Origin of the sequence: Sphingobium chungbukense (genome assembly GCF_001005725.1) — a bacterium.
Lineage (GTDB): Bacteria > Pseudomonadota > Alphaproteobacteria > Sphingomonadales > Sphingomonadaceae > Sphingobium > Sphingobium chungbukense.
The window spans coordinates 111,157-136,783 of sequence record NZ_LBIC01000007.1 but is presented as its reverse complement, the minus strand read 5'-3'; the positions used below and the strand labels follow the sequence as shown (position 1 = coordinate 136,783).

General features: G+C 65.6%; 25 protein-coding genes and 2 pseudogenes. 13 read left to right on the top strand and 14 right to left on the bottom strand.

Features of this window, described 5'->3' with window-relative positions:
• Nucleotides 1-6: 6 nt before the first annotated feature.
• Nucleotides 7-177: a hypothetical protein gene (locus YP76_RS28305; protein WP_197707412.1), complete on the bottom strand. Its 171-nt coding sequence runs from the start codon at nucleotides 175-177 to the stop codon at nucleotides 7-9.
• A gap of 215 nt (nucleotides 178-392) precedes the next feature.
• Here YP76_RS28305 and YP76_RS15510 point away from each other — a divergent pair, with 215 nt between their 5' ends.
• Nucleotides 393-602: a hypothetical protein gene (locus YP76_RS15510; protein ID WP_197707413.1), complete on the top strand. Its 210-nt coding sequence runs from the start codon at nucleotides 393-395 to the stop codon at nucleotides 600-602.
• Nucleotides 603-651: 49 nt separating this feature from the next.
• Here YP76_RS15510 and argC read toward each other — a convergent pair whose 3' ends face one another.
• From argC to YP76_RS15490, 4 genes and pseudogenes are all read right to left on the bottom strand, one after another.
• The gene (gene argC, locus YP76_RS15505; RefSeq protein WP_046764530.1) at nucleotides 652-1,596 is read right to left on the bottom strand and encodes an N-acetyl-gamma-glutamyl-phosphate reductase; all 945 of its coding nucleotides are present in this window, start codon (nucleotides 1,594-1,596) and stop codon (nucleotides 652-654) included.
• Nucleotides 1,593-2,501 (bottom strand): C40 family peptidase, encoded by a 909-nt coding sequence (locus YP76_RS15500; RefSeq protein WP_046764529.1) that lies wholly within the window; start codon nucleotides 2,499-2,501, stop codon nucleotides 1,593-1,595. The genes argC and YP76_RS15500 overlap by 4 nt, the downstream gene beginning before the upstream one ends.
• On the bottom strand, nucleotides 2,461-2,868 hold the full coding sequence (locus YP76_RS15495) for a MarR family winged helix-turn-helix transcriptional regulator (RefSeq protein WP_046764528.1): 408 nt from the start codon (nucleotides 2,866-2,868) through the stop codon (nucleotides 2,461-2,463). The genes YP76_RS15500 and YP76_RS15495 overlap by 41 nt, the downstream gene beginning before the upstream one ends.
• Before the next feature lie 61 nt (nucleotides 2,869-2,929).
• Nucleotides 2,930-4,326, bottom strand: a pseudogene (locus YP76_RS15490) (leucyl aminopeptidase family protein).
• Between the two features lie 142 nt (nucleotides 4,327-4,468).
• On the opposite strand from YP76_RS15490, the gene YP76_RS15485 reads away from it, so the two are divergent.
• Together YP76_RS15485 and YP76_RS15480 are read left to right on the top strand one after the other, a co-directional pair.
• A complete protein-coding gene (locus YP76_RS15485) occupies nucleotides 4,469-4,672 on the top strand; it encodes a hypothetical protein (protein WP_046764527.1) in 204 nt (67 codons plus the stop codon).
• On the top strand, nucleotides 4,672-5,520 hold the full coding sequence (locus YP76_RS15480) for a DUF4163 domain-containing protein (protein ID WP_046764526.1): 849 nt from the start codon (nucleotides 4,672-4,674) through the stop codon (nucleotides 5,518-5,520). Before YP76_RS15485 ends, YP76_RS15480 begins: the two co-directional genes overlap by 1 nt.
• Nucleotides 5,521-5,546: 26 nt before the next feature.
• On the opposite strand, the pseudogene rimO reads toward YP76_RS15480, so the two are convergent.
• The 4 genes and pseudogenes from rimO to serS all read right to left on the bottom strand — a co-directional run bounded on the left by rimO (nucleotide 5,547) and on the right by serS (nucleotide 10,191).
• A pseudogene (rimO, locus tag YP76_RS15475) lies at nucleotides 5,547-6,934 on the bottom strand (30S ribosomal protein S12 methylthiotransferase RimO).
• Between the two features lie 48 nt (nucleotides 6,935-6,982).
• A complete protein-coding gene (locus tag YP76_RS15470) occupies nucleotides 6,983-8,041 on the bottom strand; it encodes a potassium channel family protein (protein ID WP_046764525.1) in 1,059 nt (352 codons plus the stop codon).
• 106 nt (nucleotides 8,042-8,147) lie between these two features.
• The gene (gene surE, locus YP76_RS15465; protein WP_046764524.1) at nucleotides 8,148-8,912 is read right to left on the bottom strand and encodes a 5'/3'-nucleotidase SurE; all 765 of its coding nucleotides are present in this window, start codon (nucleotides 8,910-8,912) and stop codon (nucleotides 8,148-8,150) included.
• Nucleotide 8,913: 1 nt separating this feature from the next.
• A complete protein-coding gene (serS, locus tag YP76_RS15460) occupies nucleotides 8,914-10,191 on the bottom strand; it encodes a serine--tRNA ligase (protein ID WP_046764523.1) in 1,278 nt (425 codons plus the stop codon).
• Between the two features lie 91 nt (nucleotides 10,192-10,282).
• Between serS and YP76_RS15455 the strand changes: the two genes are divergently transcribed.
• On the top strand, nucleotides 10,283-10,723 hold the full coding sequence (locus YP76_RS15455; protein WP_046764522.1) for a host attachment family protein: 441 nt from the start codon (nucleotides 10,283-10,285) through the stop codon (nucleotides 10,721-10,723).
• 54 nt (nucleotides 10,724-10,777) lie between these two features.
• Here YP76_RS15455 and YP76_RS28300 read toward each other — a convergent pair whose 3' ends face one another.
• Entirely contained in the window at nucleotides 10,778-11,599 is an 822-nt protein-coding gene (locus YP76_RS28300; protein WP_232307580.1) for a PEP-CTERM sorting domain-containing protein, read from the bottom strand.
• 442 nt (nucleotides 11,600-12,041) lie between these two features.
• On the opposite strand from YP76_RS28300, the gene dksA reads away from it, so the two are divergent.
• Complete coding sequence (gene dksA / locus YP76_RS15445; RefSeq protein ID WP_046764521.1) at nucleotides 12,042-12,506, top strand: RNA polymerase-binding protein DksA; 465 nt, start codon at nucleotides 12,042-12,044, stop codon at nucleotides 12,504-12,506.
• Between the two features lie 65 nt (nucleotides 12,507-12,571).
• Nucleotides 12,572-12,937 (top strand): PilZ domain-containing protein, encoded by a 366-nt coding sequence (locus tag YP76_RS15440; protein ID WP_046764520.1) that lies wholly within the window; start codon nucleotides 12,572-12,574, stop codon nucleotides 12,935-12,937.
• Between the two features lie 440 nt (nucleotides 12,938-13,377).
• Here the strand turns inward: YP76_RS15440 and YP76_RS27045 are convergent, their stop codons facing one another.
• Nucleotides 13,378-13,539, bottom strand: coding sequence for a YdcH family protein (locus YP76_RS27045; protein ID WP_084733203.1), 162 nt, complete (start codon nucleotides 13,537-13,539; stop codon nucleotides 13,378-13,380).
• Between the two features lie 208 nt (nucleotides 13,540-13,747).
• On the opposite strand from YP76_RS27045, the gene YP76_RS15435 reads away from it, so the two are divergent.
• The 7 genes from YP76_RS15435 to YP76_RS15405 all read left to right on the top strand — a co-directional run bounded on the left by YP76_RS15435 (nucleotide 13,748) and on the right by YP76_RS15405 (nucleotide 23,662).
• Nucleotides 13,748-13,927, top strand: coding sequence for a YdcH family protein (locus YP76_RS15435; protein WP_046764519.1), 180 nt, complete (start codon nucleotides 13,748-13,750; stop codon nucleotides 13,925-13,927).
• A 110-nt stretch (nucleotides 13,928-14,037) separates the two neighbouring features.
• Nucleotides 14,038-14,538 carry a DUF1465 family protein gene (locus YP76_RS15430; protein WP_046764518.1) on the top strand — a complete coding sequence of 167 codons (501 nt, stop codon included), beginning with the start codon at nucleotides 14,038-14,040 and terminating at the stop codon, nucleotides 14,536-14,538.
• A 127-nt stretch (nucleotides 14,539-14,665) separates the two neighbouring features.
• The gene (locus YP76_RS15425; protein ID WP_084733202.1) at nucleotides 14,666-16,753 is read left to right on the top strand and encodes an autotransporter assembly complex protein TamA; all 2,088 of its coding nucleotides are present in this window, start codon (nucleotides 14,666-14,668) and stop codon (nucleotides 16,751-16,753) included.
• Nucleotides 16,753-20,934 (top strand): translocation/assembly module TamB domain-containing protein, encoded by a 4,182-nt coding sequence (locus YP76_RS15420; protein WP_046764517.1) that lies wholly within the window; start codon nucleotides 16,753-16,755, stop codon nucleotides 20,932-20,934. The genes YP76_RS15425 and YP76_RS15420 overlap by 1 nt, the downstream gene beginning before the upstream one ends.
• Before the next feature lie 3 nt (nucleotides 20,935-20,937).
• Nucleotides 20,938-22,332: an L-serine ammonia-lyase gene (locus YP76_RS15415; RefSeq protein WP_046764516.1), complete on the top strand. Its 1,395-nt coding sequence runs from the start codon at nucleotides 20,938-20,940 to the stop codon at nucleotides 22,330-22,332.
• A gap of 171 nt (nucleotides 22,333-22,503) precedes the next feature.
• The gene (locus YP76_RS15410; protein WP_046764515.1) at nucleotides 22,504-23,157 is read left to right on the top strand and encodes an outer membrane protein; all 654 of its coding nucleotides are present in this window, start codon (nucleotides 22,504-22,506) and stop codon (nucleotides 23,155-23,157) included.
• Nucleotides 23,158-23,254: 97 nt separating this feature from the next.
• Nucleotides 23,255-23,662, top strand: coding sequence for an acyl-CoA thioesterase (locus YP76_RS15405; RefSeq protein WP_046764514.1), 408 nt, complete (start codon nucleotides 23,255-23,257; stop codon nucleotides 23,660-23,662).
• A 47-nt stretch (nucleotides 23,663-23,709) separates the two neighbouring features.
• Here YP76_RS15405 and pyrF read toward each other — a convergent pair whose 3' ends face one another.
• From pyrF to YP76_RS15390, 3 genes are read right to left on the bottom strand one after another with little or no spacing between them, the layout of a single operon-like run.
• On the bottom strand, nucleotides 23,710-24,384 hold the full coding sequence (pyrF, locus tag YP76_RS15400; protein WP_046764513.1) for an orotidine-5'-phosphate decarboxylase: 675 nt from the start codon (nucleotides 24,382-24,384) through the stop codon (nucleotides 23,710-23,712).
• Nucleotides 24,381-24,713, bottom strand: coding sequence for a LapA family protein (locus YP76_RS15395; protein WP_046764512.1), 333 nt, complete (start codon nucleotides 24,711-24,713; stop codon nucleotides 24,381-24,383). Before YP76_RS15395 ends, pyrF begins: the two co-directional genes overlap by 4 nt.
• A 31-nt stretch (nucleotides 24,714-24,744) precedes the next feature.
• Nucleotides 24,745-25,617: an aldose 1-epimerase gene (locus YP76_RS15390; RefSeq protein WP_084733201.1), complete on the bottom strand. Its 873-nt coding sequence runs from the start codon at nucleotides 25,615-25,617 to the stop codon at nucleotides 24,745-24,747.
• Nucleotides 25,618-25,627: the final 10 nt, after the last annotated feature.

The following is a 25,627-nucleotide window of genomic DNA, read 5'->3' as shown; positions in this document are numbered from 1 at the left end:
TTGACGCTATTTCCCGCGTTCGCGCAGCCACAGCAGCAGGGCAATGACAATGCCCAGCGCCGTTCCCGACAGCAGGCCGATGCTCGGCTGGCCCAGCACGCCGCCCACTATGGTGCCGCCCAGGATCGTCAGCGCGATGATCGCCCCCGCGCCGGTGGGATTTTTATTCGTCGTCATCGCCCACCCCTTGCCATGCGACGGGCGACAAGACCAGCGGCTTTCCCGCCTGCGTCGTTTCGGGACGCGGTGGTCCCGTCCTGGGACGTCTGTTTCAGCATGGGACTTGGCTAACCGGTCGTTCACCCTCCTGTCCGGCGCGGCGCCGTCATGGAGTGAAATTGGCATGGCGATTGAACGGCGGATGGATGGGACGGGAGATTTGGGGGGTAGCGATGAAGATACCATATTTGTGCAGCCGCAAAAGCTATGACGACGCGTCGGAGCTCATCGCGCTGTTTGGCGACAATGCGGGCTATGAGGCTGCTGCGCGGGCGGACCAAAGCCGCGACCGGGGCAATTATATCCGTTTCTGCCACTGGCGGCAGATCGAACGACTGATCGTGCTGCTCACCCACGATGCGCCGCTCGGCACCATACATTGATGGGGGAGGGGCATTGATGGGGGAGGGGCGCCGGACCCGGCGCGCCCTGTCAGAGTCGCAAGCCAGCCGTTTCGGGCAGCCCCGCCAGGATGTTGAGGTTCTGTACCGCCGCGCCTGCCGCACCCTTGCCCAGATTGTCGAGCGCCGCCACCAGCCGGGCCTGACCCGTCGCTTCGTTGCCGAAGACGAACAGCGCCAGCCGGTCGGTCGCGCCGACATGTTCCAGGCGGACCTGCGTCATCGCCGCGCTTTCCTCCAGCGATGCCACGCTGACGATCGGCGATCCGGCATAGGCCGCCGCCAGTGCCCCATGGACCGCCACCACCGAAGGCGCGCCCGGCATGGCGCGCAACTGCAACGGCACTTCCACGATCATGCCGCGATAGGCATCGGCCACGGCCGGCGCGAACAGAGGCGCGTGTTGCAAGCCCGAATAGCGTAGCATTTCCGGCCCATGCTTGTGCGCCAGCCCCAGCCCATAGGGCCGGAACGCGCTGGGCGCGCCCTCTGGTCCCTCATATTCCGCGATCATCGACTTGCCGCCGCCCGAATAGCCCGAAGCGCCCGACACCGTCACCGGCCAGTCGGCGGGCAGCAGTCCGGCGAGCACCAGGGGCCGCACCAATGCCAGGAAGCCCGTCGGCCAGCATCCCGGATTGGCGACGAAGCGCGAATCCGCCAGCTTCTCCCGATGCCCGGGCTCCAGCTCGGCAAAGCCATAGGTCCAGCCGTCCGCCACGCGATGCGCCGTCGACGCGTCGATCACCCGTGTCCGCTCATTGTCGATCAGCGCCACGGCTTCCCGCGCGGCGTCGTCGGGCAGGCAGAGGATGACGATGTCCGCCGCGTTCAGTGCGTCCCGCCGCGCCGCCGCATCCTTGCGCTTGTCCTCGTCCAGCGTGATGAGCGACAATTCCGGGCGGCCGGCCAGCCGCTCGCCTATTTCCAGGCCCGTGGTCCCGACGCCGCCGTCGATGAAAATCTGATGTGTCATGTGCCGATTCTCCGCCGCGCCGATATGGGCTGCGCATGGTCCGCCGCCAACCGTCCGACGACGTCGGCCAATGGCTCGATCACCACGCTCATCCAATGGGCATTGGCATGCAGTATATTGTCGCCGTCGGTCATGATGCCGACATGGCCCGGAAAGAAGATGAAGTCCCCTCGTCGGAGCGGCGCGTCGGGCGCGATCGGAGAACCGATCCCCTCGCACTGCAAATCCGTGTCGCGCGGCGCCTGGATGCCGCATTGGCCGAGCGCGACCTGCACCAGCCCGGAACAGTCGACGCCGCGATGCCCGCGCCCGCCCCAGACATAGGGCTGGCCGAGATAGCGCTGCGCCACCGCGACCCAATCGCTCTCCGGCGCATCGAGCGCCGCCGCGTGGCGCTGATGCACGAAACCCTCCGGACAGGCGAAGAAATCGCCTTCCGCTTCCCCGGCGAACCGGGCGCCCCGCGGCCAATAGTCGGCGATGGGCGACTTGATGTCGGGCGCACTGAACAGCGGTGCGGTCCCGGTGACGATCCGGCTGTTGACCACCTCGCGCGCATCCAGTGCCTCGCGCCGGACATAGCCGACATAGCCGTCATGCCCGCAAAAGCCCCAGGCCCAGTCCGCCGTCATGTCCAGCGCATGGAAGCTTTCGCCGCGCAGCAATTCGCTGACCGCCTGCGCCTTGGGACTGTCGCTGGCCAGCACCGGCACCCCCGCGGCGACGCAGGTCAGTTCGACGGCGCGGGCATAATGAGCGGAAAACAGCACCCCGGCGAGTGCCAGATCAGCGAGGTCGCCGCGCGCGGCATGGACCCGCGTGTCGAGCTTGACCGACCGGCCGTCCAGCTTGAATCGGATGCGTTCAGGCGGTGCGTTCCGCGTGGGAGAGGTTGTGGCGTTCATCGCGGCCGGTTCCTGCGATGAAATGGTGAAAGGCGTCAAGAAATTCCGCCCCTTTCGGGGTCCGGGTGATGAAAATATTGCGTCGGTCGGTGGAGTCCCGTTCCCGCCGCAGGTAACCCAGCGCCGATAATTTGTTCAGCGCACGGGTGATCACCGGCTTGGAGACGTTCAGCGCCTCCGCGAGTCCCCGCACCGTATGCGGCCCGGCGCCGATATAGACGGTCAGCATCAGCGCCATCTGCCGGTTGGTGAGGTCGGGCTTTCCCGACCGCACATAATCGACCAGCGTGCGCATCCATTGGCTGAGCGGTTTCAGGCCGGGCCGGTCCAGCTCCGTGGCTTCATTCTGTGCAGAAGGGGCGTCCATGCCCCCCTAACGCACAATAGCCAATCCGGTTGCGTAACGGCCCGCCAAAACCGCTTTCTTTTTACTTTTTATGGCCATAGCGCGCTTGCAGCAGGTGGAAGGCGGCGCGCAGGCCCAGCGCTTCGCCGCCCTTGGGCCGCCCCGGCCGCGAAGAGGGCCGCCAGGCAAAGGTGTCGAGATGCATCCAGGGCGTGTCTTCCGGCACGAAGCGCTTGAGGAACAGCGCCGCCGTGATCGCCCCGGCAAAGCCCCCTTCGCCCGCATTGTTGATGTCCGCCACGTCCGACTTGAGCATCTCGGCATAGCCGTCCCACAGCGGCAGGCGCCATGTCGGATCGTCGATGGCGCTTCCGGCCGCGTCCATTTCCACCGCCAGCGCATCGTCGTTGGTGAAGAGGGCAGGCAGGTCCGGCCCCACCGCCACCCGCGCCGCTCCGGTCAGCGTCGCATAGTCGATGACGAGTTCCGGCTTGTCCTCTCCCGCCAGCGTCAACGCATCGCCCAGCACCAGCCGTCCTTCGGCGTCGGTATTGCCGATCTCGACTGTCAGCCCCTTGCGGGAGCGCAATATGTCGCCGGGGCGGAAGGCGTTGCCTGAAACCGCATTCTCCGCCGCCGGAATCAGCACATGCAGACGCAGCGGCAGCCGCGCCCCCATGACAAGCTGCGCCAGTGCCAGCGCATGGGCTGCCCCGCCCATATCCTTCTTCATCAGCCGCATCGCGGAAGAAGGCTTGATGTCCAGCCCGCCGCTGTCGAAGCAGATGCCCTTGCCGACGATCGCGACCTTGGGATGTTTGGGATCGCCCCAGCGCAATTCGATCAGGCGCGGCGCGAAGCTCTTGTCCGCCGCCTTGCCGACCGCGTGGATCATCGGGAAGCCATGTTCCAGCGCATCGCCCTTCGTCACCTGGCATTCGGCGTCGAAGCGTTCCGACACCTTGCGCGCCGCCGCTTCCAGGTCGCCCGGCCCCATGTCGGCCGCGGGCGTATTGACCAGGTCGCGCACCAGCGCCACCGCCTCCGCCAGCCGCACGACAGCTTCGATCTGCGCCACCTCCCCGGTCAGCAGCACGCGGGCGCCGGCACCATTTTCCTCCTTGCGATAGCGGTCGAACCGATATTGCGCGGTCAGCCATCCCAGCATTGCCGGACCCGCAGAAGCTTCGACTATCCGATAGGCGCCATCGGGCAATGTTTCGGCCAGCTTGGCAAGGCACCACGGCCCCAGCTTCTCGCGCGACGCGACCCCGCGATGACCGACCAATCCGCCGGATCGTCGCCCGGCAAGATGGCATGGTCATGCGCCTTGCCCTTGAATTTCTGGGCCGCGACCAGCGTTCGCACCCGTTCCGGCTGACCTGCGAGCCAGGCATCCAGCCCTTGCGCATCCACGATCCGGATCGAACGGGCGGGTTGATGGTTGTCGGCTTTGAGCAGGTCGGAAAAATCAGTCATGACGCCACCGTTTTGAAGAAAGGCGACCGGGATGGAAAGCGCAATTTTTTCATCGCCTCCGCGCCTCCTTCGACCGCGCTATCATTTGCGTCGGACGGTCCAGGAGCATAGATTATACGCAGCTACAACAAGGAGAGACATCATGATGCATGCCGATGACAGCCGGCTCCAGGCCCTTCGCGCCCGTGCCTATGCGCTGGCGGAAAGCGGACGCTTCAACGGCGCGCATGCGGTCGAGCAGGCATTGATCGCGGAAGGCTGGCCCAATGCCGGCGCCGCGCTCCAGAGCAGCTACACGCGCAAGGCGATCAGCGAACGGTGCATGGCGGCGACCAAGGCTCATTGATGCGCGACATCCAGGGGAGGGGACAGGCGGCGCCGCTCGTCGTGGTGGCGTTGTTGCTGGCCGCCTGTTCGTCTGCGGAAAACGCGGCGGACTCGGTCCATGAACCGGGCAATAATGTCATGGCGACCCAGTTCGCCAACCGCATGTCCGGCCAGCCCGCGCCGCCGCCGCCGGCCAAGCCGTTCGAGCGGAAGGAAAAGACCGACCTGCTCGAATTCGCCTACAGCTACCCTGCCGTGGCGGCGCAGATTCCTGTGCTGGTCGACAGATTCGACAGGCAACTGACCGTCGGCAGGGCCGATGCGCTCAAAATGGCGCGGGAGGACCGGAAGGCGGCCGAAAGCGGGGGCTTCCCCTTCCATGCCCACAGCCTGGAAACCCATTGGAAGGTCCGGGCCGACACGCCGCGTTTCCTGGCGCTGGAATCGGAAAGCTATAGCTATACCGGCGGCGCGCATGGGATGACGGGCTATGACGCGCTGCTCTGGGACAAGGCGCGCAAGCGTGAGACCGCCTTCACCGCCGTCATGACCACGCCCGCCGCCTTCGCCGCTGCGATCCGTGACCGCTTCTGCGACGCGCTCGACAAGGCGCGGGCGGAAAAGCGCGGTGAACCGGTCAAGCGCAGCGCGGACGACGACTTCACCAAATGCATCGACCCGATGCAGCAGGTGCTGGTGCCGACATCGAAGGACGGGAAGCTGATCGACGGTGTCACGGTCGTCATCGGCCCCTATAGCGCCGGTCCCTATGCCGAGGGCAGCTACGACATCGCGCTGCCCGTCGACGCTGCCATGCGCAAGGCGATCAAGACGGAATATCAGGACGCCTTCATCGCGGCGCGATAAGGCCCGCTTTCGGGGCTGGCCGACGGTCAGCCCTGGATGTGCGGCACCCCGTAAAGATCATGCTCGTCCGCATCCTCGATCAGGACGTTAAGGATGCTGCCCGGCTGCAACCCTTCGCCCACATCGCGCAGGAAGACATTGCCGTCGATCTCCGGCGCGTCGGCCTGGCTGCGCGCGGTCGCGCCGACCGAACCGTCCTCGTCGGCCTCGCCCACTTCGTCGATGATGACGGGCAGAACGCGCCCGACCTTGGCAGCGAGCTTCGCGGCGGAGATCGCGGCGGTCTTCTCCATGATCCGCTGGTAGCGTTCTTCCTTGACCTCTTCCGGCACCGCGCCGGGCAGGTCGTTGGCGGCCGCGCCCTCGACCGGCTCGAAGCGGAAGGCCCCGACGCGATCGAGCTGCGCCTCGTCCAGCCATTGCAGCAGATAATCGAAATCCGCCTCCGTCTCGCCGGGAAAGCCGACGACGAAGGACGACCGGATCGCGATATCCGGGCAGATGTCCCGCCATTTGCGGATGCGGTCCAGCACCTTGGCTTCGTTGGCGGGCCGCTTCATCGCCTTCAGCACGTTCGGCGCCGCATGCTGGAAGGGAATGTCGAGATAGGGCGTCAGCAGCCCTTCGGCCATCAGCGGGATCACCTGATCCACATGCGGATAGGGATAGACATAGTGCAGCCGCACCCAGGGCGTCGCGCCGTCGGGCGTGCGCAACTGCCCCAGTTCCCGCGCCAGATCGGTCATATGGGCGCGGACGTCGCGGCCCTTCCACTGGCGCGTCTCATGCCGCGTATCGACGCCGTAAGCCGAGGTGTCCTGGCTGATGATCAGCAGTTCCTTCGTGCCTGCATGCACCAGCTTCTCCGCCTCGCGCAGCACCGCATCGACGCGGCGGCTGACCAGATCGCCGCGCAGCGAGGGGATGATGCAGAAGGAACAGCGATGGTTGCAGCCTTCGCTGATCTTCAAATAGCTGTAATGGCGCGGCGTCAGCTTGAGGCCGCCTTCGGGCACCAGATCGACGAATGCATTGGGCACGGGGGCGACGCCTCATGCACGGCATTCACCACCGCCTCATATTGATGCGCGCCGGTGACGGCCAGCACCTGCGGGAACTTCTGGCGGATCAGCTCCGCCTCATTGCCCATGCAGCCGGTGACGATGACCCGGCCATTTTCCGCGATGGCCTCGCCGATCGCTTCCAGCGACTCTTCCTTGGCCGAATCGAGAAAACCGCAGGTATTGACCAGCACGACGTCGGCACCGGCATAATCGGCGGACATCTGATAGCCGTCGGAACGCAGCTTGGTCAGGATGCGCTCGCTGTCGACCAGTGCCTTGGGACAGCCCAGCGACACCATGCCGACCTTCGGCGCTTCGGGAATTTTGGTTGCCATGATCGGCGCGCACATAGGGATTTTTGCGCGCAATGTCACGGGGCCACGCAAAAGCCCTCGAAATCAGGCGGGATTGCGGGCTTCCCCGGCCGCATCGCCCTGCACGATCTCGATGATGAGGTCGCCGGTCTGGAGCTTCGCCGCATCCTCCTCCCAGAAGCCGATGGCCCGTTCCTGGCGATGGATGCGCACGCCAAGCCCGGTCGCGATAGCGGACAGGGGCTTGCCGATTTCCGCCGGCAGCACGAAGCGTTCATGCAGCTTCACCTGCCCGCCCGAAGCGGCAAGGTCCGACATATAGTCCGCGATATGCTTGCCGTCGGTACTCCCCGCGAGCAGCAGCCCGGCAAAGCTCACCGGATTGATCACGGTGGTCGCCCCCGCCTGCCGCGCGGGCAGTTCATTATCCTCATTGCGCACGACGATGCTGATCGGCAGGCGCGGGGCCAGATGCCGCGCCGTCAGCGTGATCAGGATGGAGGTATCGTCCCGCCCCGCCGACACGATCAGCGTCCGCGCCCGGTGGATCGCCACATCGTTCAATGTGCGGTCCCGCGTCGAATCGCCGCACAGCACATTGCAGCCCAGCGCCTCCGCCTCGGCCAGCGCCTTCTCGACCGGATCGACCACCACGATCTCGCGCGGATCGACGCCGCGTGCCAGCAGCTCGCGCACCGCCTCGCCGCCGCTGGTGCCGAAGCCGGTCACGACGATATGGTTATGCAAATCGGCCTGAATGCGAGCCATGCGCCACCTGTAGAGGATGTTGCGGAAGAAGAGATTATAGGCCGTCCCCAGGAAGATCAGCCAGACGAACAGCCGGATCGGCGTCACCAGCAGCGCCTCGAACAGCCGGGCTTCGGGGCTGACCGGCACGATGTCGCCATAACCGACCGTCGTCACCGTGACCGTGGTGAAGTAGAGCACGTCGACGAAGCTGATGCGGTTGTCGAGATTGTCCTTCAACCCGTCGCGCCCGATCCAGTGGATCAGCAGCACCAGCCCTATCAACCCGAACACCAGCGCCACCCGCCAGACGAGATCGGCCCAGATCGGCAGGGAGGACCGCCGCCGCAGGAATCCCGCTGCGCTCGACGGCGGCCGGACGGGCACGATCCTCACAGTGTCGAGGTCCGGTCGGCATGGCCGAAGCGGATGCTGGTGAAGAGCCCGGAGCGCGACATCGCCCCATGTGTAACGGCCTCGGCGAGTTATGGCCAGTACGGGCCTAGCTCCCGAAAGCCGCCGCCGTCGCCGCCATCGCGCTGTCCTGCGTCAGGTCGTAATGCAGCGGCGTCACCGTCACATAGCCCTCGGCAATGGCGGCGAGGTCGCTCCCCTCCGGCACGGAGTCGCTGTGCCCGAGGCCGAACCAATAATAGTCGTAGCCGCGCGGGTCGGTGCCCTGGATGATCTTCGTCCGGTCGACATCATGGAAACCCTGCCGCACCACGCGAATGCCCTTCACCGCCGCCGGGTCGATCGCCGGGAAATTGACGTTGAACAACAGGCGCGGGCTGGCCGGCATGGCGATCAGCGGCCGCAGAACCTTCTCGCCCCAGGCCCGTGCCGCCGCAAAGGGCACCGCGTCACCCATCCCCTCCCGCGCATAGACCTGACTGAGCGCGATCGACTTGATCCCCGAGATCGCGCCCTCCATCGCGGCGGAGACGGTTCCCGAATAGGTCACGTCCTCCGCCAGATTGGCGCCCCGGTTGACGCCTGACAGCACCAGATCGGGCTTTGCATCCTTCATCAGATGCCCGACCGCCATCATCACCGCGTCGGTCGGCGTGCCGGTCACGCTATAATGTTTCTCGCCATGCTGCCGGACGCGCAAAGGCCGCGTCAGCGTCAGGCTATGCCCCGCGCCGGACTGCTCCTCGCTGGGCGCCACGATCCAGATATCGTCGGAGATCGTCCGTGCGATCTCCTCCAGCACCGTCAGACCCGGAGCATGAACCCCATCGTCATTGGTGAGCAGGATGCGCATCTCAGCGTGGCCGCAACCGGGTCAGCCCGCCCATATAGGGCGCCAGCAGCTCCGGCACGATGACGCTGCCGTCCTCCTGCTGATAATTTTCCAGCACCGCCACCAGCGTCCGCCCAACGGCCAGTCCCGACCCGTTCAGCGTATGCAGGAAGCGCGTCTGCTTCTCGCCCTCGGGCTTGTAGCGCGCATTCATCCGCCGCGCCTGGAAATCGCCGCAGTTGGAGACCGAACTGATCTCGCGATAGGTCTGCTGGCTCGGCAGCCAGACTTCCAGATCCCAGGTCTTGCGCGCGCCGAAACCCATGTCGCCGGTGCACAGCAGCACCTTGCGATAGGGCAGGCCCAGCGCCTGCAACACGCCCTCCGCCGCCGCGCACATGCGCTCATGCTCGGCCTCCGACTCTTCGGGCTTGCAGATCGCGACCAGTTCGACCTTCTCGAACTGATGCTGGCGGATGAAGCCGCGCGTGTCGCGCCCCGCCGATCCCGCTTCGGACCGGAAGCAGGGGGTGAGGGCGGTCAACCGCAGCGGCAGGCTCTCCACCGACACGATCTGCTCGCGCACCAGGTTGGTGAGCGAAACCTCGGCGGTGGGGATCAGCCAGCGCCCGTCGGTGGTCCTGAACAGGTCCTCGGCGAATTTGGGCAACTGTCCGGTGCCGAACAGCGCGTCATCCTTCACCAGCAGCGGTGGATTGACCTCTTCATAGCCATTTTCGCCCGACTGGCGATCCAGCATGAACTGTGCCAGCGCCCGGTGCAGCCGTGCCATCTGCCCGCGCAGCGCCGTAAAGCGCGCGCCGGACAGCGCCGCGCCGCCCTCGAAATCCAGCCCCAGTGCCGGCCCGAAATCCGCATGGTCCTGCGGCGTGAAGGTGAAATGGCGCGGCTCGCCCCAGCGGGAAACCTCGACATTCTGCGCTTCGTCCTCACCGGGTGGGACATCGTCCGCCGGCATGTTGGGAATCGCCGCCAGCCGGGCGTTCAGCGCGTCACCGACTTCCCGATCCTCGGCCTCCAGCGCGGGTATCCGCTCCTTGAGCGCGGCGACTTCGGACTTCAGGCTCTCGGCCTTCTCCATATCCTTTTGCGCCATCGCCTGGCCGATCGCCTTGCTGGCCTCGTTGCGGCGCGCCTGGCCCTGTTGCAGCTCGGTCTTGATCGCGCGGCTGCGTTCGTCGAGCGCCAGCAGTTCCGCGCTCAGCGGTTCAAGCCCGCGCCGGGCAAGGCCGGCATCGAAAGCGGCGGGATTTTCGCGAAGGAAACGAATATCGTGCATGGGCCAGCCCTATGCCGTTCTGCGGTCAGCCGCGCAACCCTGCACAGGGTCGGCCGTTGGTGGTAAAAGCAATCAGGAAAGGAGCCGGACGATGCGGATCGAACATGATGCGATAGTGCTGGTGGCGGACGGACGGAAAATGCTGTTCTTCCGCAACAAGGGTAGCCCGGATTTCCCGAATCTGGAGACGGAGGAGGTGAAGCAGCAGGACAATCCGCCCGACCGCGAACAGGCATCGGACGGCACGGGGCGCGGCCCCAATTCGGTCGGCAGCCATCGCGGCTCGGTCGAGCAGACCAATTTCCACGATCTGGAGGAGACGCGCTTCGCCGCCGAGGCGGCCGCCCTGCTCAGGCGCCGCGCGCTTGCCCATGACTATAAGAAGCTGATCGTCGTCGCCCCGCCCGCTGCCCTGGGCGAAATGCGCAAACATTATCACAAAGAAGTGCAGGACCGGCTGGTGGGCGAGATCGCCAAGGATCTCTCCAACCATCCCGTGCCGGAAATCGAGCGGATCATCACGGCCAGCTGAGCGAAGGCGTATTACGGCCGGTGCTCCCCCGCACCGGCCGGACCGCCCCGCCTGTCAGGCTTCCGTGGCGCCCATCGCCTTGGCGCGCGCGAAGCGCTTGCGCGCCAGCAGCGCGGCCGCCCCGGCCCCGAACAACAGCACCATCGGCGGCGCCGGCACGTCGGTCGGCGGCGGCGGGTGATGGTGATCGCCGCCCGAGGAACTGGACGAGGATGAAGACGACGAAGACGAAGATGTCGAACTGCTGGTCGAGGAACTCGACGAGCTGGAACTGGAACTCGACGTGGACGAACTGCTGGTGACGTTGCCGCTGGACGTCGAGACGTTGCCGGATGAGGTCGATACGTTCCCGGACGAGGTGGAGACATTCCCCGAAGAGGTCGAGACCCCGCCTGTCGAGGTCGACGTCGACACGCCCCCGGTAGAGGTGGATACGCCGCCCGTGGTGGAACTGGTCGAACTGGTGATGCCGCCGGTCGAACTGCTGGTGGAGGAGATCACGACCGATCCGCCGCCCGAACCCCCGCTGCCACCGAAAAAGCCGCCGAAGAAACCGCCGCCGCCAAAGCCGGGCCCGCCCGCCAGCACCACCGGTGCGGAGCCGCCGCCGCCCGACATGACCGGCATTTCGGCGGCGGGTGCGGGGGGCAGGGGGATGGGTGCGGCCTGTGTGGTGACGGTCACGGTTTGCGGCGCGCAGTTCGTCACCGTCCTGACCACCCGGTGCTCCACCAGGCGTGCCGGCTTGCGCGGCGCGGCCTTCACGCTTTTCGTGCTGTGGACCACGGCCGGACGCGCACTCTCGGCGACATGGACGGCGCCGCCTCCGACAATCGCTCCGCCAGCGGCACAAGCGCATAATTTAGCCATCGCCATCCGTACCGACATAGGTTCCACTCTTGTTTGTCCGACGGTTCCGCCATTGCCTCACTGAATAGTGCAGTAACGGTCCGGGCCGCGCTCCATTTGTCCAACAACGCAAAATAAAGCGTTAATTTCAACGGTGTTAACTCTGAATAACAGGCGCAAGTCGAGCAAAATCCTAATAAGCCATGAACGGATATGGTTAACGTCCCATAGTGAAACGCCGTCCCGTCCTTGTATGAATGCGACTTGTCTATTTTCTTCGCGCAACCGCCAAGACCTGGGAATCGCGCGATTCCGCAGGATCGGGGCGACGCGACGGGGGAAGGTTGCGCCGGAACAATGATTGCCCGCTTGTGTCGGCCCCTGCCGCTGGCTATTACGCGCCGTCAATCACAAGTCACGGATAGCCCGGCACTTTCAGCACCGGGGATCCAGCGAGTCGGAGAGCCAGATGGCATCGGTACTGAATTCCGATAGAGACGGCCAAAATCCGCCGAAATCGGCTGTAATACTCCCCCCCGACTATCGTCCGTCCGCGGACGAAGAGTTCATGAACCCCCTGCAACTCGAATATTTCCGGCAGCGGCTATGGGATTGGAAGAAGCAGATCCTGGCCGAAGCCGAAGGAACGCTGGCCGTCCTTCAGAACGAGCCGCTGCGCGAACCCGACCTCAACGATCGCGCGTCGAGCGAGACCGACTGGTCGATCGAACTGCGCACCCGCGACCGCCAGCGCAAGCTCATCTCCAAGATCGACGCCGCGCTCCGCCGCATTGACGAGGGCGAATATGGCTATTGCGAAGTGACCGGCGAACCGATTTCGCTCGGTCGCCTGGAAGCCCGTCCGATCGCGACCATGACGGTCGAGGCGCAGGAACGGCATGAGCGGCAGGAAAAGGTCTCTCGCGACGATTAACCTTTTGTCCATGCCGCCATGGCAATGTCACCGCGATAATGTGGTGATATTGCAAGGCGTTGTTCATGGACGATATTCAGGAAAAAGCTGATCGCGGTCCGGCCCGTTCGGGTCCCCGCGACAGTCTGTTCCTGCTCACTAATCTGAGTTCGGCCGACGGCGTCCCACTGGGCCGGGCGCGCGTACGCAATCTTTCGGCAACCGGGCTGATGGCGGATTGCGAACGGGCTGTGCCGGAGGGCATCCAGGTCCATTTCGATCTGCGCGGCATCGGCCGGGTCAATGGATCGGTGGTCTGGTCGCGAGAGGACCGCATCGGCATCGCCTTCGACGTGGAGATCGACCCGCAACTGGCACGCCGTCCGGTCTCCGGCGGCGATTCGCGCGCAAACATCCCCGATTATCTGCGCCAGCGTCGCCTGATTCGCTAGAGCATCGTGCAGAAAAGTGGGCACCGGTTTTCTGCTTAAAACGATTCGATAACAAAAACTTAGAGCGCGCGGTTTGCGTACGATTTAACGCAGCGCGCTCTAGAGCATCGTGCGCAAAAGTGGGAACCGGTTTTCTGCTTAAAACGATGCGACAACAAAAGCTTGGAGCACGCGGCCTGCGTCAGATTTAACGCAGCGCGCTCTAAAGGACCGACGGGATATTGCGCCCGTTCCTCGTGGAACCTGGCCGGTCTATCGTCATTCCCGTCACCCCGGATCAAGTCCGGGTGAAGAAGCAGGGAACGGCATGCATTCCCGCATTCCATAAAAAAAGCCCCGCCGGCCGACTGGCCTCCGGGGCTTTTTTCTGCCTGTGAAGGGCCGGATCAGCGGCAAGGGACCGCCGATCCATGCGCCCTCGTTCGGGCATCACCGAACCGTCAATGGTGTTGCGCCTCCATTTCCTCCTTCAGACGCAGCTTCTGCTTCTTGAGCGAGGCGACAAGGATCGCATCAGGCATGGGACGACTTGTCTCCGCCTTGATTCGTGCCTCAAGCCCTGCATGCTTGGCCGAAAGAGCTGAAATGTGGCTGTTTTCCATGACATTCTCCTTACGAGGGTGATGGATGAACGAGTAAATCACGATTCGGTGGCTTTGTCTTTGGGCGATTCGCGCTTTGCGACGGGCCGCGCGGAAATTTGCGATGGCCTGAAATTCGCCGTGGTTCGCGTCGGCTCGCCGGGTTATCAGAGGGGAATGAGACGGCAATGGTTGCGAAAGTAGGTGTGCGGTGAGCCGGGAAGACATCATGCGTCGGCTGGAACTGCTGCGAATCGAACATCGCGATCTCGACAGTGCCATCGCCGCGCTGGTCGAATCGGGGTCCGGCGACCAGATGCAGATCGCCCGGCTCAAGAAGCGCAAGTTGCGCCTGCGGGATGAAATGGCGTTGCTGGAGGACCAGCTCGTCCCCGACATCATCGCCTGAACGGGGCAATCATGGTTAACCGCTGGTCAACCGCTCCTTAACGGGACAATTCGGGGTTAATGCCGGGCATCGGGCCTGACAAGAGGTCATGCTTATGTCAAAACCCGCTCATGTATCTCGACGCTTCTCTTGACCGGGGCATGCACCGCCGTCTGGTCGATGGTCTTTATGTCGAAGCCATGGTCATGGCCGATGAGGCGCGCGCTTATTTCGACATGCGCGATGATTCCGAATGGGCGGGCCACGGCGATCCGGCGGATGGCTCGGGCCGGGACGACCCCCTGCGCCGCGTGGCCTTCGCCTGTGAATCGCTGAAGGTGACGACGCGCCTGATGCACATCATCGCCTGGCTCCTCAGCCAGCGCGCCTGGCAGCGGGGCGAGATCGGCGATGCCGAGATGCTGGACGAGAAATATCGCCTCGGCCATGCCGTCGGCACGGATCCCGCTCTGGCCGGAACTTTCCCCTTTGCCGCCCGCGCGCTGATAGAGGCGAGCCAGGACCTGTATGAGCGTGTGGCCCGGCTTCAGGACCGCATGGCCAGTTCCCGCGTGAGGGCGGAGCCCAGCCCGGCCCGGGCCTTGATCGACCGGCTCAGCTCGGCATTCTGAGACTCTGCTTCCGGCTGGGCTCCCTGTCCCGCTCCACCCGCGGATGGGGCCCGCGGATGGGGCGGGGTATCGCCCCGATGCTCTTCGGGGCTGGCCTTTGTCCCGATAATTGGTCTAGATCAGGCATATGAATACCGGTTTGCGGACCTGCCGCCGCATTTCAGGCCTTCCGCAAGCTGCCCGATTCTGCCTCGCGCCGCTGCTTCTGCTCGCGCCCGCCGCCCATGCGCAGGCGGCGCCCCAGTCGGGTGCCCAAGCCGAACCCCAGCCTGAACCCCAGCCCGATCGCGACCGACCGCTCGATCCGGGCCTGTCGCCCATGCCCGACATCGGCGTCGACTGGCCCGACATGGGCCGGTCCGACGATGTCGTGCCGATGGTGGAATTGCCGCCGCAAACGCCCGACGTACAGCAGGAGGCAGTGGCGCCCCCGACGCCGGGGGAGGACACCGAACCGGCGGTGGAAGCCGCGACCTTCACCGACACCGGGGAGGAGCGGCGCTACGCCCTCACCCTGAACGGTATCGACGAGATCGCCGACGCCCCATTCACCACCCGCTTCAACGAACTGTCGGTGCTTCGCCAGGGGGAGGGGAAGCCCGCCAACCTCGCCCAGATCAACCGGCGCATCAAGGAAGACAGCGATCTGCTCGAACGGCTGCTGCGGGCCAAGGGCTATTACGCCTCCCGCGTCCGGGGCATGGTGGCCGCGCCGCCCGCCGGCAGCGACAGGCTGGCCGTCACCTTCCAGATCGTGCCCGGCGCCCGTTATCTGCTCTCCTCCGTCGATGTCGCCGGCCTCGACACCACTGGCGATCGCGAGCCGAGGCTGCGCGCCGCATTCCCGCCCAGGCCGGGCGATCCGGTCGACGCCGATGCGATCCTGGCCGGGCAGTTGTCGCTGGCGGTCGCACTGGCGGAAAACGGCTTCCCCTTCGGCAAGGTCGAGGAACCGGAGGTCCGCATCGACCATGAGGAGCGCAAGGGCGACCTCGACATCGTCGTCAATCCCGGCGCCTACCGCACCTTCGGCAGGATCGTCATGACGGACGAGAGGCTGTTCAGCGCCCGCCATGTCCAGCGCATCGCCCGCTTCCACCCGGGTGACACCTATATGGCCTCCGACGTGGAGGATTTGCGCCAGGCACTGGTCGCGACGGGCCTTGTCTCCTCGCTCAACATGACGCCGAAGGATGCGGGCGATGGCGAGCATGTCGACCTTGCCATCGACGCCAAGCCCGCGCCGCTCCGCACCATTGCGGGCGAACTGGGCTATGGCACGGGGGAGGGATATCGCGCGGAAGTGAGCTGGACGCATCGCAACTTCTTCCCGCCCGAAGGGGCCGTCACCCTGCGCGGCGTGCTGGGCACGCAGGAGCAGACCGCCTCCTTCACCTATCGCCGCAACAATTTCCGCCGCCGCGACAATGTGCTGACCGGGCTGGTCTCGATCAGCAACATCAAGCGCGACGCCTATGACGCGCGTACCATCACCCTGTCGGGATCGCTGGAGCGGCAGACCAACATCTTGTTCCAGAAGAAATGGGTCTGGCGCATCGGAACGGAACTGATCGCATCGGACGAAGCCGACGCCTTCAGCGGCGGTAATCGCCGCACTTTCCTCATCGGTGCCATTCCCTTGAGCCTGACCTATGACGGCAGCGACGATCTGCTCAATCCGAGCAAGGGCTTCCGCCTGGGTGGTCGCCTCAGTCCGGAACTCTCCTTCCAGAACACGACTTTCGGCTATGCCCGCGTGCAACTGGACGGCAGCGTCTACCAGCCGATGAGCGACCATATCGTGCTGGCCGCGCGTGCCCGCTTCGGCACGATCCTGGGCTCCACGGTCGACCGGATCGCGCCCTCGCGCCGCTTCTATGCGGGCGGCGGCGCATCGGTGCGCGGCTATGGCTATCAGGCCATCGGTCCGCGCTACGGCCCGAACGACGATCCGGTCGGGGGCAAGAGCCTTGCCGAATTCTCGCTGGAATCACGCATCCGCTTCGGCAATTTCGGGGTGGTGCCCTTTGTCGACGCGGGCAATATCTCGACCAGCTTCCTGCCGCGTTTCCGCGACCTGCGCATCGGCGCGGGGCTGGGCGTGCGCTATTACAGCAGCTTCGGCCCGATCCGGATCGATGTCGGCACGCCGATCAACCCGCAGTCCGGCGATCCGAAGGTCGCCGTCTATGTTTCCCTGGGTCAGGCCTTCTGATGGCGGACGGCGAAGAAGCCCAGGCGGAAACGAAGCCGCGCCGCCGCGCCTGGGACGGACGTTGGCAGCGCTGGCTCTTCGGACTGTTCACCTGCACCTTGCTGATCGTGGCGGGCACGCTGGCCTGGCTCGATACCGCACCCGGCCACCGTTTCCTCGTTTCCCGTATCGCGCGGATCAGCCCGCCTTCGGGTCTGCGCATCCATGTCGACCGGATCGACGGCAGCATCTATCGCAAGGCGGTCCTGCACGGGCTGACCCTGTCCGATCCCAAGGGCAGTTTCCTCGACGCGCCACGCGTGGAACTGGATTGGTGGCCCTTTGCCTGGCTTTCCAACCGGCTGGACATCGACCGGCTCGTCATCCCCCAGGCGACGCTGCACAAGCTGCCCAAGCTGAACCCGGCCGAGCGGCAGGGGCCGATCCTGCCCGGCTTCGACATCCGGCTGATGCAATTTTCCGTCGGCCGCCTCACCATCGATCGTGGCGTCACTGGCCGGGTGCAGCAGGCGACGCTGTCGGGCGATGCCGATATTCGCGGCGGCCGCGCGATCATCGACCTGTCGGCGCGGGTGCTGAATGGCGAGGACGCGCTCAACATCGCGCTCGACAGCCGCCCGGACGACGATAAATTCGATCTCGACGTCACCGTCAATGCCCCTGAGGGCGGCGTGCTGGCTGCGATGGCGGGGCTGAAGCAGGACGCCAATCTCCGCATCCAGGGCAAGGGCAGCTGGACCCGCTGGAACGGCCGCCTCGCCGGTACGCTGGACAGCGATCCGGCCATCGATCTCAAGCTCTCCGCGCGCAGCGGCGCCTATGCCGCCAGCGGTACGATCGAAGGGGCCGCCATTGCCGGTCAGGGCCTGTTTCAGCGCCTTTCCGCGCCGCGCCTCGCCATCCAGGCGAACGGATCGATGACCAACCGCGTGATCGACGGCAAGCTTTCCCTCCGCTCCACCGCGATCGCCCTTACTGCCGACGGCGGCATCGACCTGCGCAACAATGGCTTCGACAATCTGCTCGTCGACGTGCAGCTCGCCCGTCCCCAGGCCCTGCTCAAATCGATGAACGGTCGTGATGTCGCCGCGCGCATCCGCCTCGACGGGCCATTTGCACGCTTCGGCTATGAATATCTGCTGATGGCGAAGCAACTCGCCTTCGGCAAGACCGTCATCCATGACGTGCGCGCCGACGGCAAGGGGCGCAAGGTGCAGGGCGGTCCCGCCCTGATCCCGGTTCATCTGCGCGCGCGCAGCCTCGACGGGCAGGGGCCGCTGGTCGAGGGGATCATCCGCAACTTCACCCTCGACGGCACGCTGCAACTCAAGAACCAGCAGATCGTCAGCAATCCGATGTCGGTCCGTTCCGACAAGCTGCGGGGTAAGCTGATCTTCCTCGCCGACCTTAAATCCGGCCGCTACGACATCGGCCTCGACGGCCAGATCAGCGGTCTTGCCATTCATGGCCTCGGCATTGTCGACCTGACCTCGAAACTGCGCGCCGTCCCGGGTCCCAAGGGCGCCTTCACGCTCAGCGGCCACGCGATGGCGCGGATGCGGCGGCTGGACAACGGCTTCCTGCGCGCGCTGGGCGGGGGCCTGCCCACGGTGCGCAGCGGGCTGTCGCTGGGGCCGGACGGCCAGCTTCAGTTCACCGATCTCCGCCTGGAAGCGCCGCTGATCGCGCTCCACGCCAGGGGCTATCGCCGCCACGACGGCACGGTCCATTTCGAGGGCAGCGGCCAGCACAGAAGCTATGGCCCGCTGCGGCTGACGCTGGATGGGAAGATCGACCGTCCAACCGTCGATCTCGTCCTGCAAAGCCCGCTGAAGGCGCTGGGCGTCACCGACATGCACGCGCATCTCGTGCCCGATGCGAGCGGTTACGCCTTCACGGCGGAGGGCGGATCGACCCTCGGCGCCTTCACCGGCAATGGCGTGATCCTGCTGCCCCCGAACGGTCAGGCCGTGGTCCGCATCGCCCGCGTGACCGCATCGGGTGTCACGGCGAGCGGCGACCTGCGCCCGGTGACGGGCGGTCTTGACGGCGTGCTGAATGTCGCCGGGCCGCTGTCAGGCACGGTCGCCTTCGCGCCGGTCAAGGGCGTGCAGCAACTGACGCTCAAGCTCGACGCGACCGACGCCAGCTTCGATGGGCCGACCGTCATCGTGGTGCGCCGGGGCAAGCTCGACGCGACGATCCTGCTCGATCCGGCCGGCACGTCGATCAACGCGACCGTCCAGGCGCGGGGCCTGCGGGTGGGCGGCATATTGCTCGGCCGCCTTGCCGCCAATGCCCAACTCGTCGACGGCAGCGGCAAGGTGACGGCCAGCCTGTCGGGCCAGCGCGGCCGCCTGTTCGACATGTCCGGCGAGGCGCTGGTCGAACCCGACCGCATCCGCATCCAGGCGGGCGGCACCATCGACAAGCGCCCGATCAAGCTGACCCGCGCCGCCGTCCTCACCCGTACCGAGGATGGCTGGCGCCTTGCCCCCGCGACGATCGCCTTTGCCGGCGGCTCGCTCCAGCTTGGCGGGGAACTCAGCGGCCAGACCACCAGTATAGAGGCGCGCCTGCAAAAGCTGCCGCTCTCGCTGCTGGACATCGCTTACGACAATCTGGGCCTGGGCGGCACCGCCACCGGCTCGCTCAGCTATGTCCACACGCGCGGCGACATGCCGACCGGCAAGGCGGAACTGCGCGTACGCGGTCTGTCGCGTTCCGGCCTGTCCTTGAGTTCGCGTCCCGTCGATGCGGGCGTCAACGCCGTGCTGACCCGCGACCGGCTTGCCACCCGCATGGTCTTCGTCGCCGACGGCCAGACCATTGGCCGGGCGCAGGCGCTGCTGACGCCGCTCGGTCCTCAGGGCAATCTGATGGAGCGCCTGAACCGGGCCCCGCTGTTCGCGCAATTGCGTTACAACGGCACCGCCGACACGCTCTGGCGTCTGACGGGGGTGGAGATCGTCGACATATCCGGCCCGGTCAGCGTCATGGCCGACGCGCGCGGCACGCTGGGCGATCCCGTCATCGCCGGTTCGCTCGCGACCGACAATGCCGCGATCAACAGCCCGGTCACCGGCATGCGCCTGCACGGCGTCAAGGCGCGGGGCCGCTTCTCCGGCGCCCAACTGGTCATGACGAATTTCAGCGCGACCGCGCAAAATGGCGGCGGTGTCACCGGCACGGGCAATTTCACCTTCATGGGGCTGGCGGGCGTCGGCATGGACCTGCACCTGCAAGCCGAAAACGCCGCGCTGCTCGAACGGGACGACATCGCCGCCACCGTCACCGGCCCGATCACGCTGCGTTCCAACGGCAAGGGCGGCACCATCGGCGGCGACCTGACCCTCAACCGGAGCCGCTTCACCATGGGCCGCGCCGCCGCCGTGGCGCAGATCCCCGAACTGCGGGTGATAGAGATCAACCGTCGCGGCGACGAGATCGAACGCCCCCGCACCGTCACACCCTGGGCGCTGGCGATCAAGGCGCGCGCCCGCAACCGTCTGACCGTCACGGGCCTCGGCCTGGAAAGCGAATGGCGCGCCGATCTCGACATTGGCGGCACCGTCACCAGCCCCGCCATAGCGGGCACCGCCAATCTGGTACGCGGCACCTATGATTTCGCCGGCCGCCGTTTCGACCTTAAAGAGGGCAAGATCCAGTTCGACGGCCGCACGCCGGTCAACCCGACGCTGGACATCGATGCGGAGGCGAATGTCAGCGACCTCACCGCCACCATCCATGTCGGCGGCACGGGTCTCAAACCCGCCGTCACCTTCACCAGCATCCCCGCGCTGCCGCAGGACGAACTGCTCTCCCGCATCCTCTTCGGCACGTCGATCACCAACCTGTCCGCGCCCGAGGCGCTGCAACTCGCCTCGGCGGTCGGCTCGCTCCAGGGGGAGGGCGGCCTCGACCCGATCAACGCGGTGCGCAAGGCGGCGGGGCTCGACCGGTTGCGCATCATCGCCGCCGACCCGACGCAGGGGCAGGGCACCTCCATTGCGGCGGGCAAATATCTGACCCGCAAGACCTATGTCGAACTGATCACCGATGGGCAGGGCTATTCCGCCACCCGCATCGAATATCAGGTCACGCGCTGGCTCTCGCTGCTGGGCGCCATCTCGACTCTTGGCCGCGAAAGCGCCAACGTCCGTATCTCGAAGGATTATTGAGGCGTGATCAAATCCCGCATCGACGCCGCCGCCGCGATCAGCGTCATGGACCTGTTCACCATCGGCATCGGCCCGTCCAGCTCGCACACGGTCGGCCCGATGCGCGCGGCCTTGATGTTCATGGATTCGCTGCCCGCCATGCCCGTGCGCGTGCAATGCGAACTTTATGGCTCACTGGCGCTGACGGGCAAAGGCCATGCCACCGACACGGCCATATTGCTCGGACTGTCCGGTTATCGTCCCGAAAGCGTCGATCCCGACGCCATTCCCACGATCCTGGCGGCCATCCGCAGTGAAGGCCGCATCCGTGCCGGCAGCGCGGCCGGTCGGTTCATCCCCTTCGACGACGCGACCGATCTTGTCTTCCGCATGGGCGAATTCCTGGAAGCGCACAGCAACGGCATGCGCCTCGCTGCCTGGTTCGATGGGCAGGAAGAACCGCTGGTCCGCGACTATTATTCGGTCGGCGGCGGTGCCGTGCTGCCCGGCACGACCGACCTTGGCGACGACACCCCGCTCGGCCATAATGTGGTCCAGCCGCACGCCTTCTCCTCGGGTGCCGAAATGCTGGCGCTGGGTGAAGCGACCGGCCTCAGCATCGCCACGCTCGTCCTGCGCAACGAGGGCGCCTGGCGGATGCAAGGCGAAACCGAAGCCTTCCTCGACAGCGTGATCGACGCGATGAGCGCGTCCATCGACCGTGGTCTCAAGGAAGAGGGGCTGTTGCCCGGCGGGCTCAAGGTCCGCCGCCGCGCCCACAGCATCCACAACCGGCTGGTCCTGCAACAAAATGCCCTCGGCCCGGCGCAGATCTTCGAATGGGTCAGCCTGTTCGCGCTTGCCGTGAATGAGGAAAATGCGGCGGGCGGCCGTGTCGTCACCGCGCCGACCAACGGCGCGGCGGGCGTGATCCCGGCGGTGCTGCATTATTATCGCCGCTTCGTTCCCGGCGCCGACCGGGAGGGCGAGCGCCGCTTCCTGCTCACCGCTGCGGCCATAGGATTCCTCTACAAGAAGCGCGCTTCCATCTCCGCCGCCGAAATGGGCTGCCAGGGCGAAGTCGGCGTCGCCTGCTCCATGGCCGCCGCGGGCCTCGCCGCCGTGCTGGGCGGCACCAACCAGCAGATCGAGAATGCGGCCGAAATCGGCATGGAACATAATCTCGGCCTCACCTGCGACCCGATCGGCGGCCTCGTCCAGATCCCCTGCATCGAGCGCAACACCATGGGCGCGGTGAAGGCGATCAACGCCGCCTATCTCGCGCTACAGGGCGACGGCCGCCACATCGTCAGCCTCGATGCGGTGATCGAAACCATGCGCCAGACCGGCGAGGACATGGCCAGCCGCTACAAGGAAACCAGCCTCGGCGGTCTGGCCGTCAATGTGGTGGAATGCTGATCGGCTCACCGCCCCATAGGCTCGAAGCGGGGACGAACAGAGTCGATTTCGTGATATTAATGCAACATAATCAGTCGTTTATCTGAGGTTCATGCAACCTTGCGGAAGCGCCATGACTTCTCCGTCTTCCCTCCTGACCGGGGGAAGAGAAGAAGAATGGAGTAGCCGAACATGCGTAAGATCCTGGCCGCAACCCTCCTGACCGGTGCAGCGGTCGCAAGCCCCGCTCTGGCGCAGGAACCCAATCCCACCTTCACCGGCCCGCGCGTCGAGGCGATATTGGGTTACGATCATACCGGCGCTGGCAGCAGCGTCGACAATGACAACAACCGCGACGATCAGTCGATCGATGGCCTGCTTTACGGCGTCGGCGCAGGCTATGACGTCAATCTCGGCAGCGCGGTCGTCGGTGTCGAGGGCGAATTCACCGATTCCACCGCCAAGAGCAACCGCCGCGACTTCACCGACCAATTCGGCTTCGGCCGGGTCAAGCAGGGCCGCGACCTCTATGTCGGTGCCCGCGCGGGCATCCTCGCCAATCCGCAGACGCTGGTCTATGTGAAGGGCGGCTATACCAACACCAAGCTGGGCGTGCTGGCGGGCGATACCAACCAGACCACCGACACCTCGTTCAAGCTCGACGGCTGGCGCGTCGGCGCGGGTGTGGAGCGGGCGATCAACGCCAACAGCTTCGCCAAGCTGGAATATCGCTATTCCAAATATAGCGACGCGCATATCGATTTCGCCAATGGCGCGACCAGCGACGAATTCGGCATCGACACCGACCGCCATCAGGTTGTTGCCAGCGTCGGCTGGCGCTTCTGACGAAAGATTTTGGGGCCAGCCACGGTTGGCCCCAAAGCTTCACGGTCCGTCGCGCCCCCTCTATCGGTGCGCTGGCCGACCTGTTACTGACATCATTGTGAGTAACGCGATTCCCCATAGCTACACCGTCGGCATCGAAGCGGACGACATCGACTTCATGGGTCATGTCAACAATGCCAGTTATCTCAAATGGGTGCAGGCGGCAGTGCTGGACCACTGGCGCGCCTTCGCCCCGACCGAGGCAGTGACACAGCATCTCTGGGTCGCGCTCAAGCATGAGATCACCTATCGCAAGCCGACCTTCCTCCATGACGATGTGATCGCCACCGTCCTGCTCGAAAAGGTGCAGGGCGCGCGTGCCTTCTACGAAACCGTGATCCGTCGTGGCGAAGAGGTGCTGGCGGAGGTCAAGTCGAGCTGGTGCTGCCTCGACGCCGTGACGCTCCGCCCTGCGCGCCTGGCACGGGAGGTGATCCAGCAATTCTTCGCGGCGGACGGCGACTGAAGTGTCCGGCGCGGCCTGATCCTTCCTGAAGTCCCGCTCCCGGCGGATCAGAGGGTCGCCTCGATCTCCCGTGCTGCCAGATCGGGCTTTTCCGCCAGGCTGATCGGCCGCCCGACGACCAGGATCGACGCGCCCCGGTCCAGCGCCTCCCGCGGCGTGACCGCCCGTTTCTGGTCGCCCATGGCGCCGCCCGCAGGCCGCACGCCCGGAACCACGAAGAAGCCGTCCGGCCAGGCCCGCTTCGCCAGCCCGACCTCCTCGCCGGAACAGACGATCCCGTCCAGCCCCGCGCTGCGGGCAAGGTCGGCCAGCCGCGCGACCTGATCCTCGGCCTTGCCGCCGACGCCGATGTCCAGCAGGTCGCCATTGTCCAGGCTGGTCAGCACCGTCACCGCGACGACCTTGGTGTTGACGCCCGCCGCCGCCTTCGCATCCTCCAGCATGGCGCGCCCGCCCGCCGCATGGACGGTCAGGATCGCGGGTTCCAGCATGTGCAGCGCCTGCACCGCCTTGGCGACGGTATTGGGAATGTCGTGGAGCTTGAGGTCGAGGAAGACCGGCAGGCCGAATTTCATCATCTCATGCACGCCATGATGGCCATGGGCACAGAAGAATTCCAGGCCCAGCTTCAGCCCGCCCACATGATGGCGCACCTGCTGCGCAAGGTCCTGGGCCTTGCGCAGGTCGGGCGTATCGATGGCAACGTAGATCGGGCTGGTCATGCTTGTCCTGTGGTGGAGAGGGAAGGGGTGGCTGCAACCGGGCCGTCGATGGGCCCGGAAGGAGCAGGGGTCGCGGGCACGGCAGTGACCGCGACCAAGGCGCGCTCCGCATTTTCCAGCTTGCGCTTCATTCGCCAGCGGGTGGCGCGCGCCATGATCCAGAAGGGTAAGGCCCCCAGCAGGAAGGCGCCGACCAGCAAGACGGGCAGCTTGGTTTCCATGACGAGATCGCCCCACAGGCGAACGGTCACCGGGACGTAATTCGCCATGCAGAAAAAGGCGAGGGCGACGGCGATGACGACCCAGAAGGCAGTCCGCAGAAATTGCATCAACGCTCCTATAGCTGTTGAACGATACAGCTTAGGCGATTTTGTCGCCGTTCGGAAGCGCTTCATCGGATTTGCCGATGGCGATGCGCAGGAAAAGCGTCTTTTCCTGCCCTGGAGCAAGCCGATCCATGCCCTCCGCCCGGTTGATCGCGTCGGGCATATGGCTGACGGGTTCCAGGCAGAAGTCGCGTGAACGGGGCGGGCGATAGACATGCAACCATGGTGCGCCATCGGTCGTCAGCCCGATGCGGGTCCCGTCCCCCCGAACCACCTCCGCCCGTCCGTTCCAGCCGCCATAGGCATTGTCGATCAGGCTTTCACCGATCACCGGCCCACCTGCCGACCAGTCGCCCAGCGCATCGGCCGCGACTTCCCGATCCGGCAGCATATCGGGCGTCGAGAGCCACAGGCTTTGCGCATCGAACCGCAGCATCGTGGCTTCGTCCGCGCAGAAATAGGGGTGGAAACCCAGCCCAGCCGGCATGGCATCGTCGGCCAGATTACGGATGGCAAGGGACATCTCGACCGTGTCGGACGTCACCTGTACAAGCTGACGCGCCTCATAAGGCCATGGCCAGCCGTCGCTGCCCTCATGGCGATGCGCCAGAAGCGCCCGATCCTCCTCCAGCGCGGCGACCGTCCATGACGCGGTCCAGCCAAGGCCATGGATGCTGTGCGGATGATCCCCGAAATTGAGCGGCAACCGGGCATCGCGCCCGTCGAAACGGAAATGGCCATGGGCAATGCGATTGGCGTAGGGAACGAGCGGGAAGCTCGCCATCTGCAACGGGCCGGCTGCGCCCGGAGGGGCGGGACGCAATATGTCCACCCCCTCGAAGCGCAGCGCCGCCAGCGATCCCCCGATCGCCGGGGCGAGCACGGCTTCCACCGCGCCCGCCTGCAAGGTGATGCGA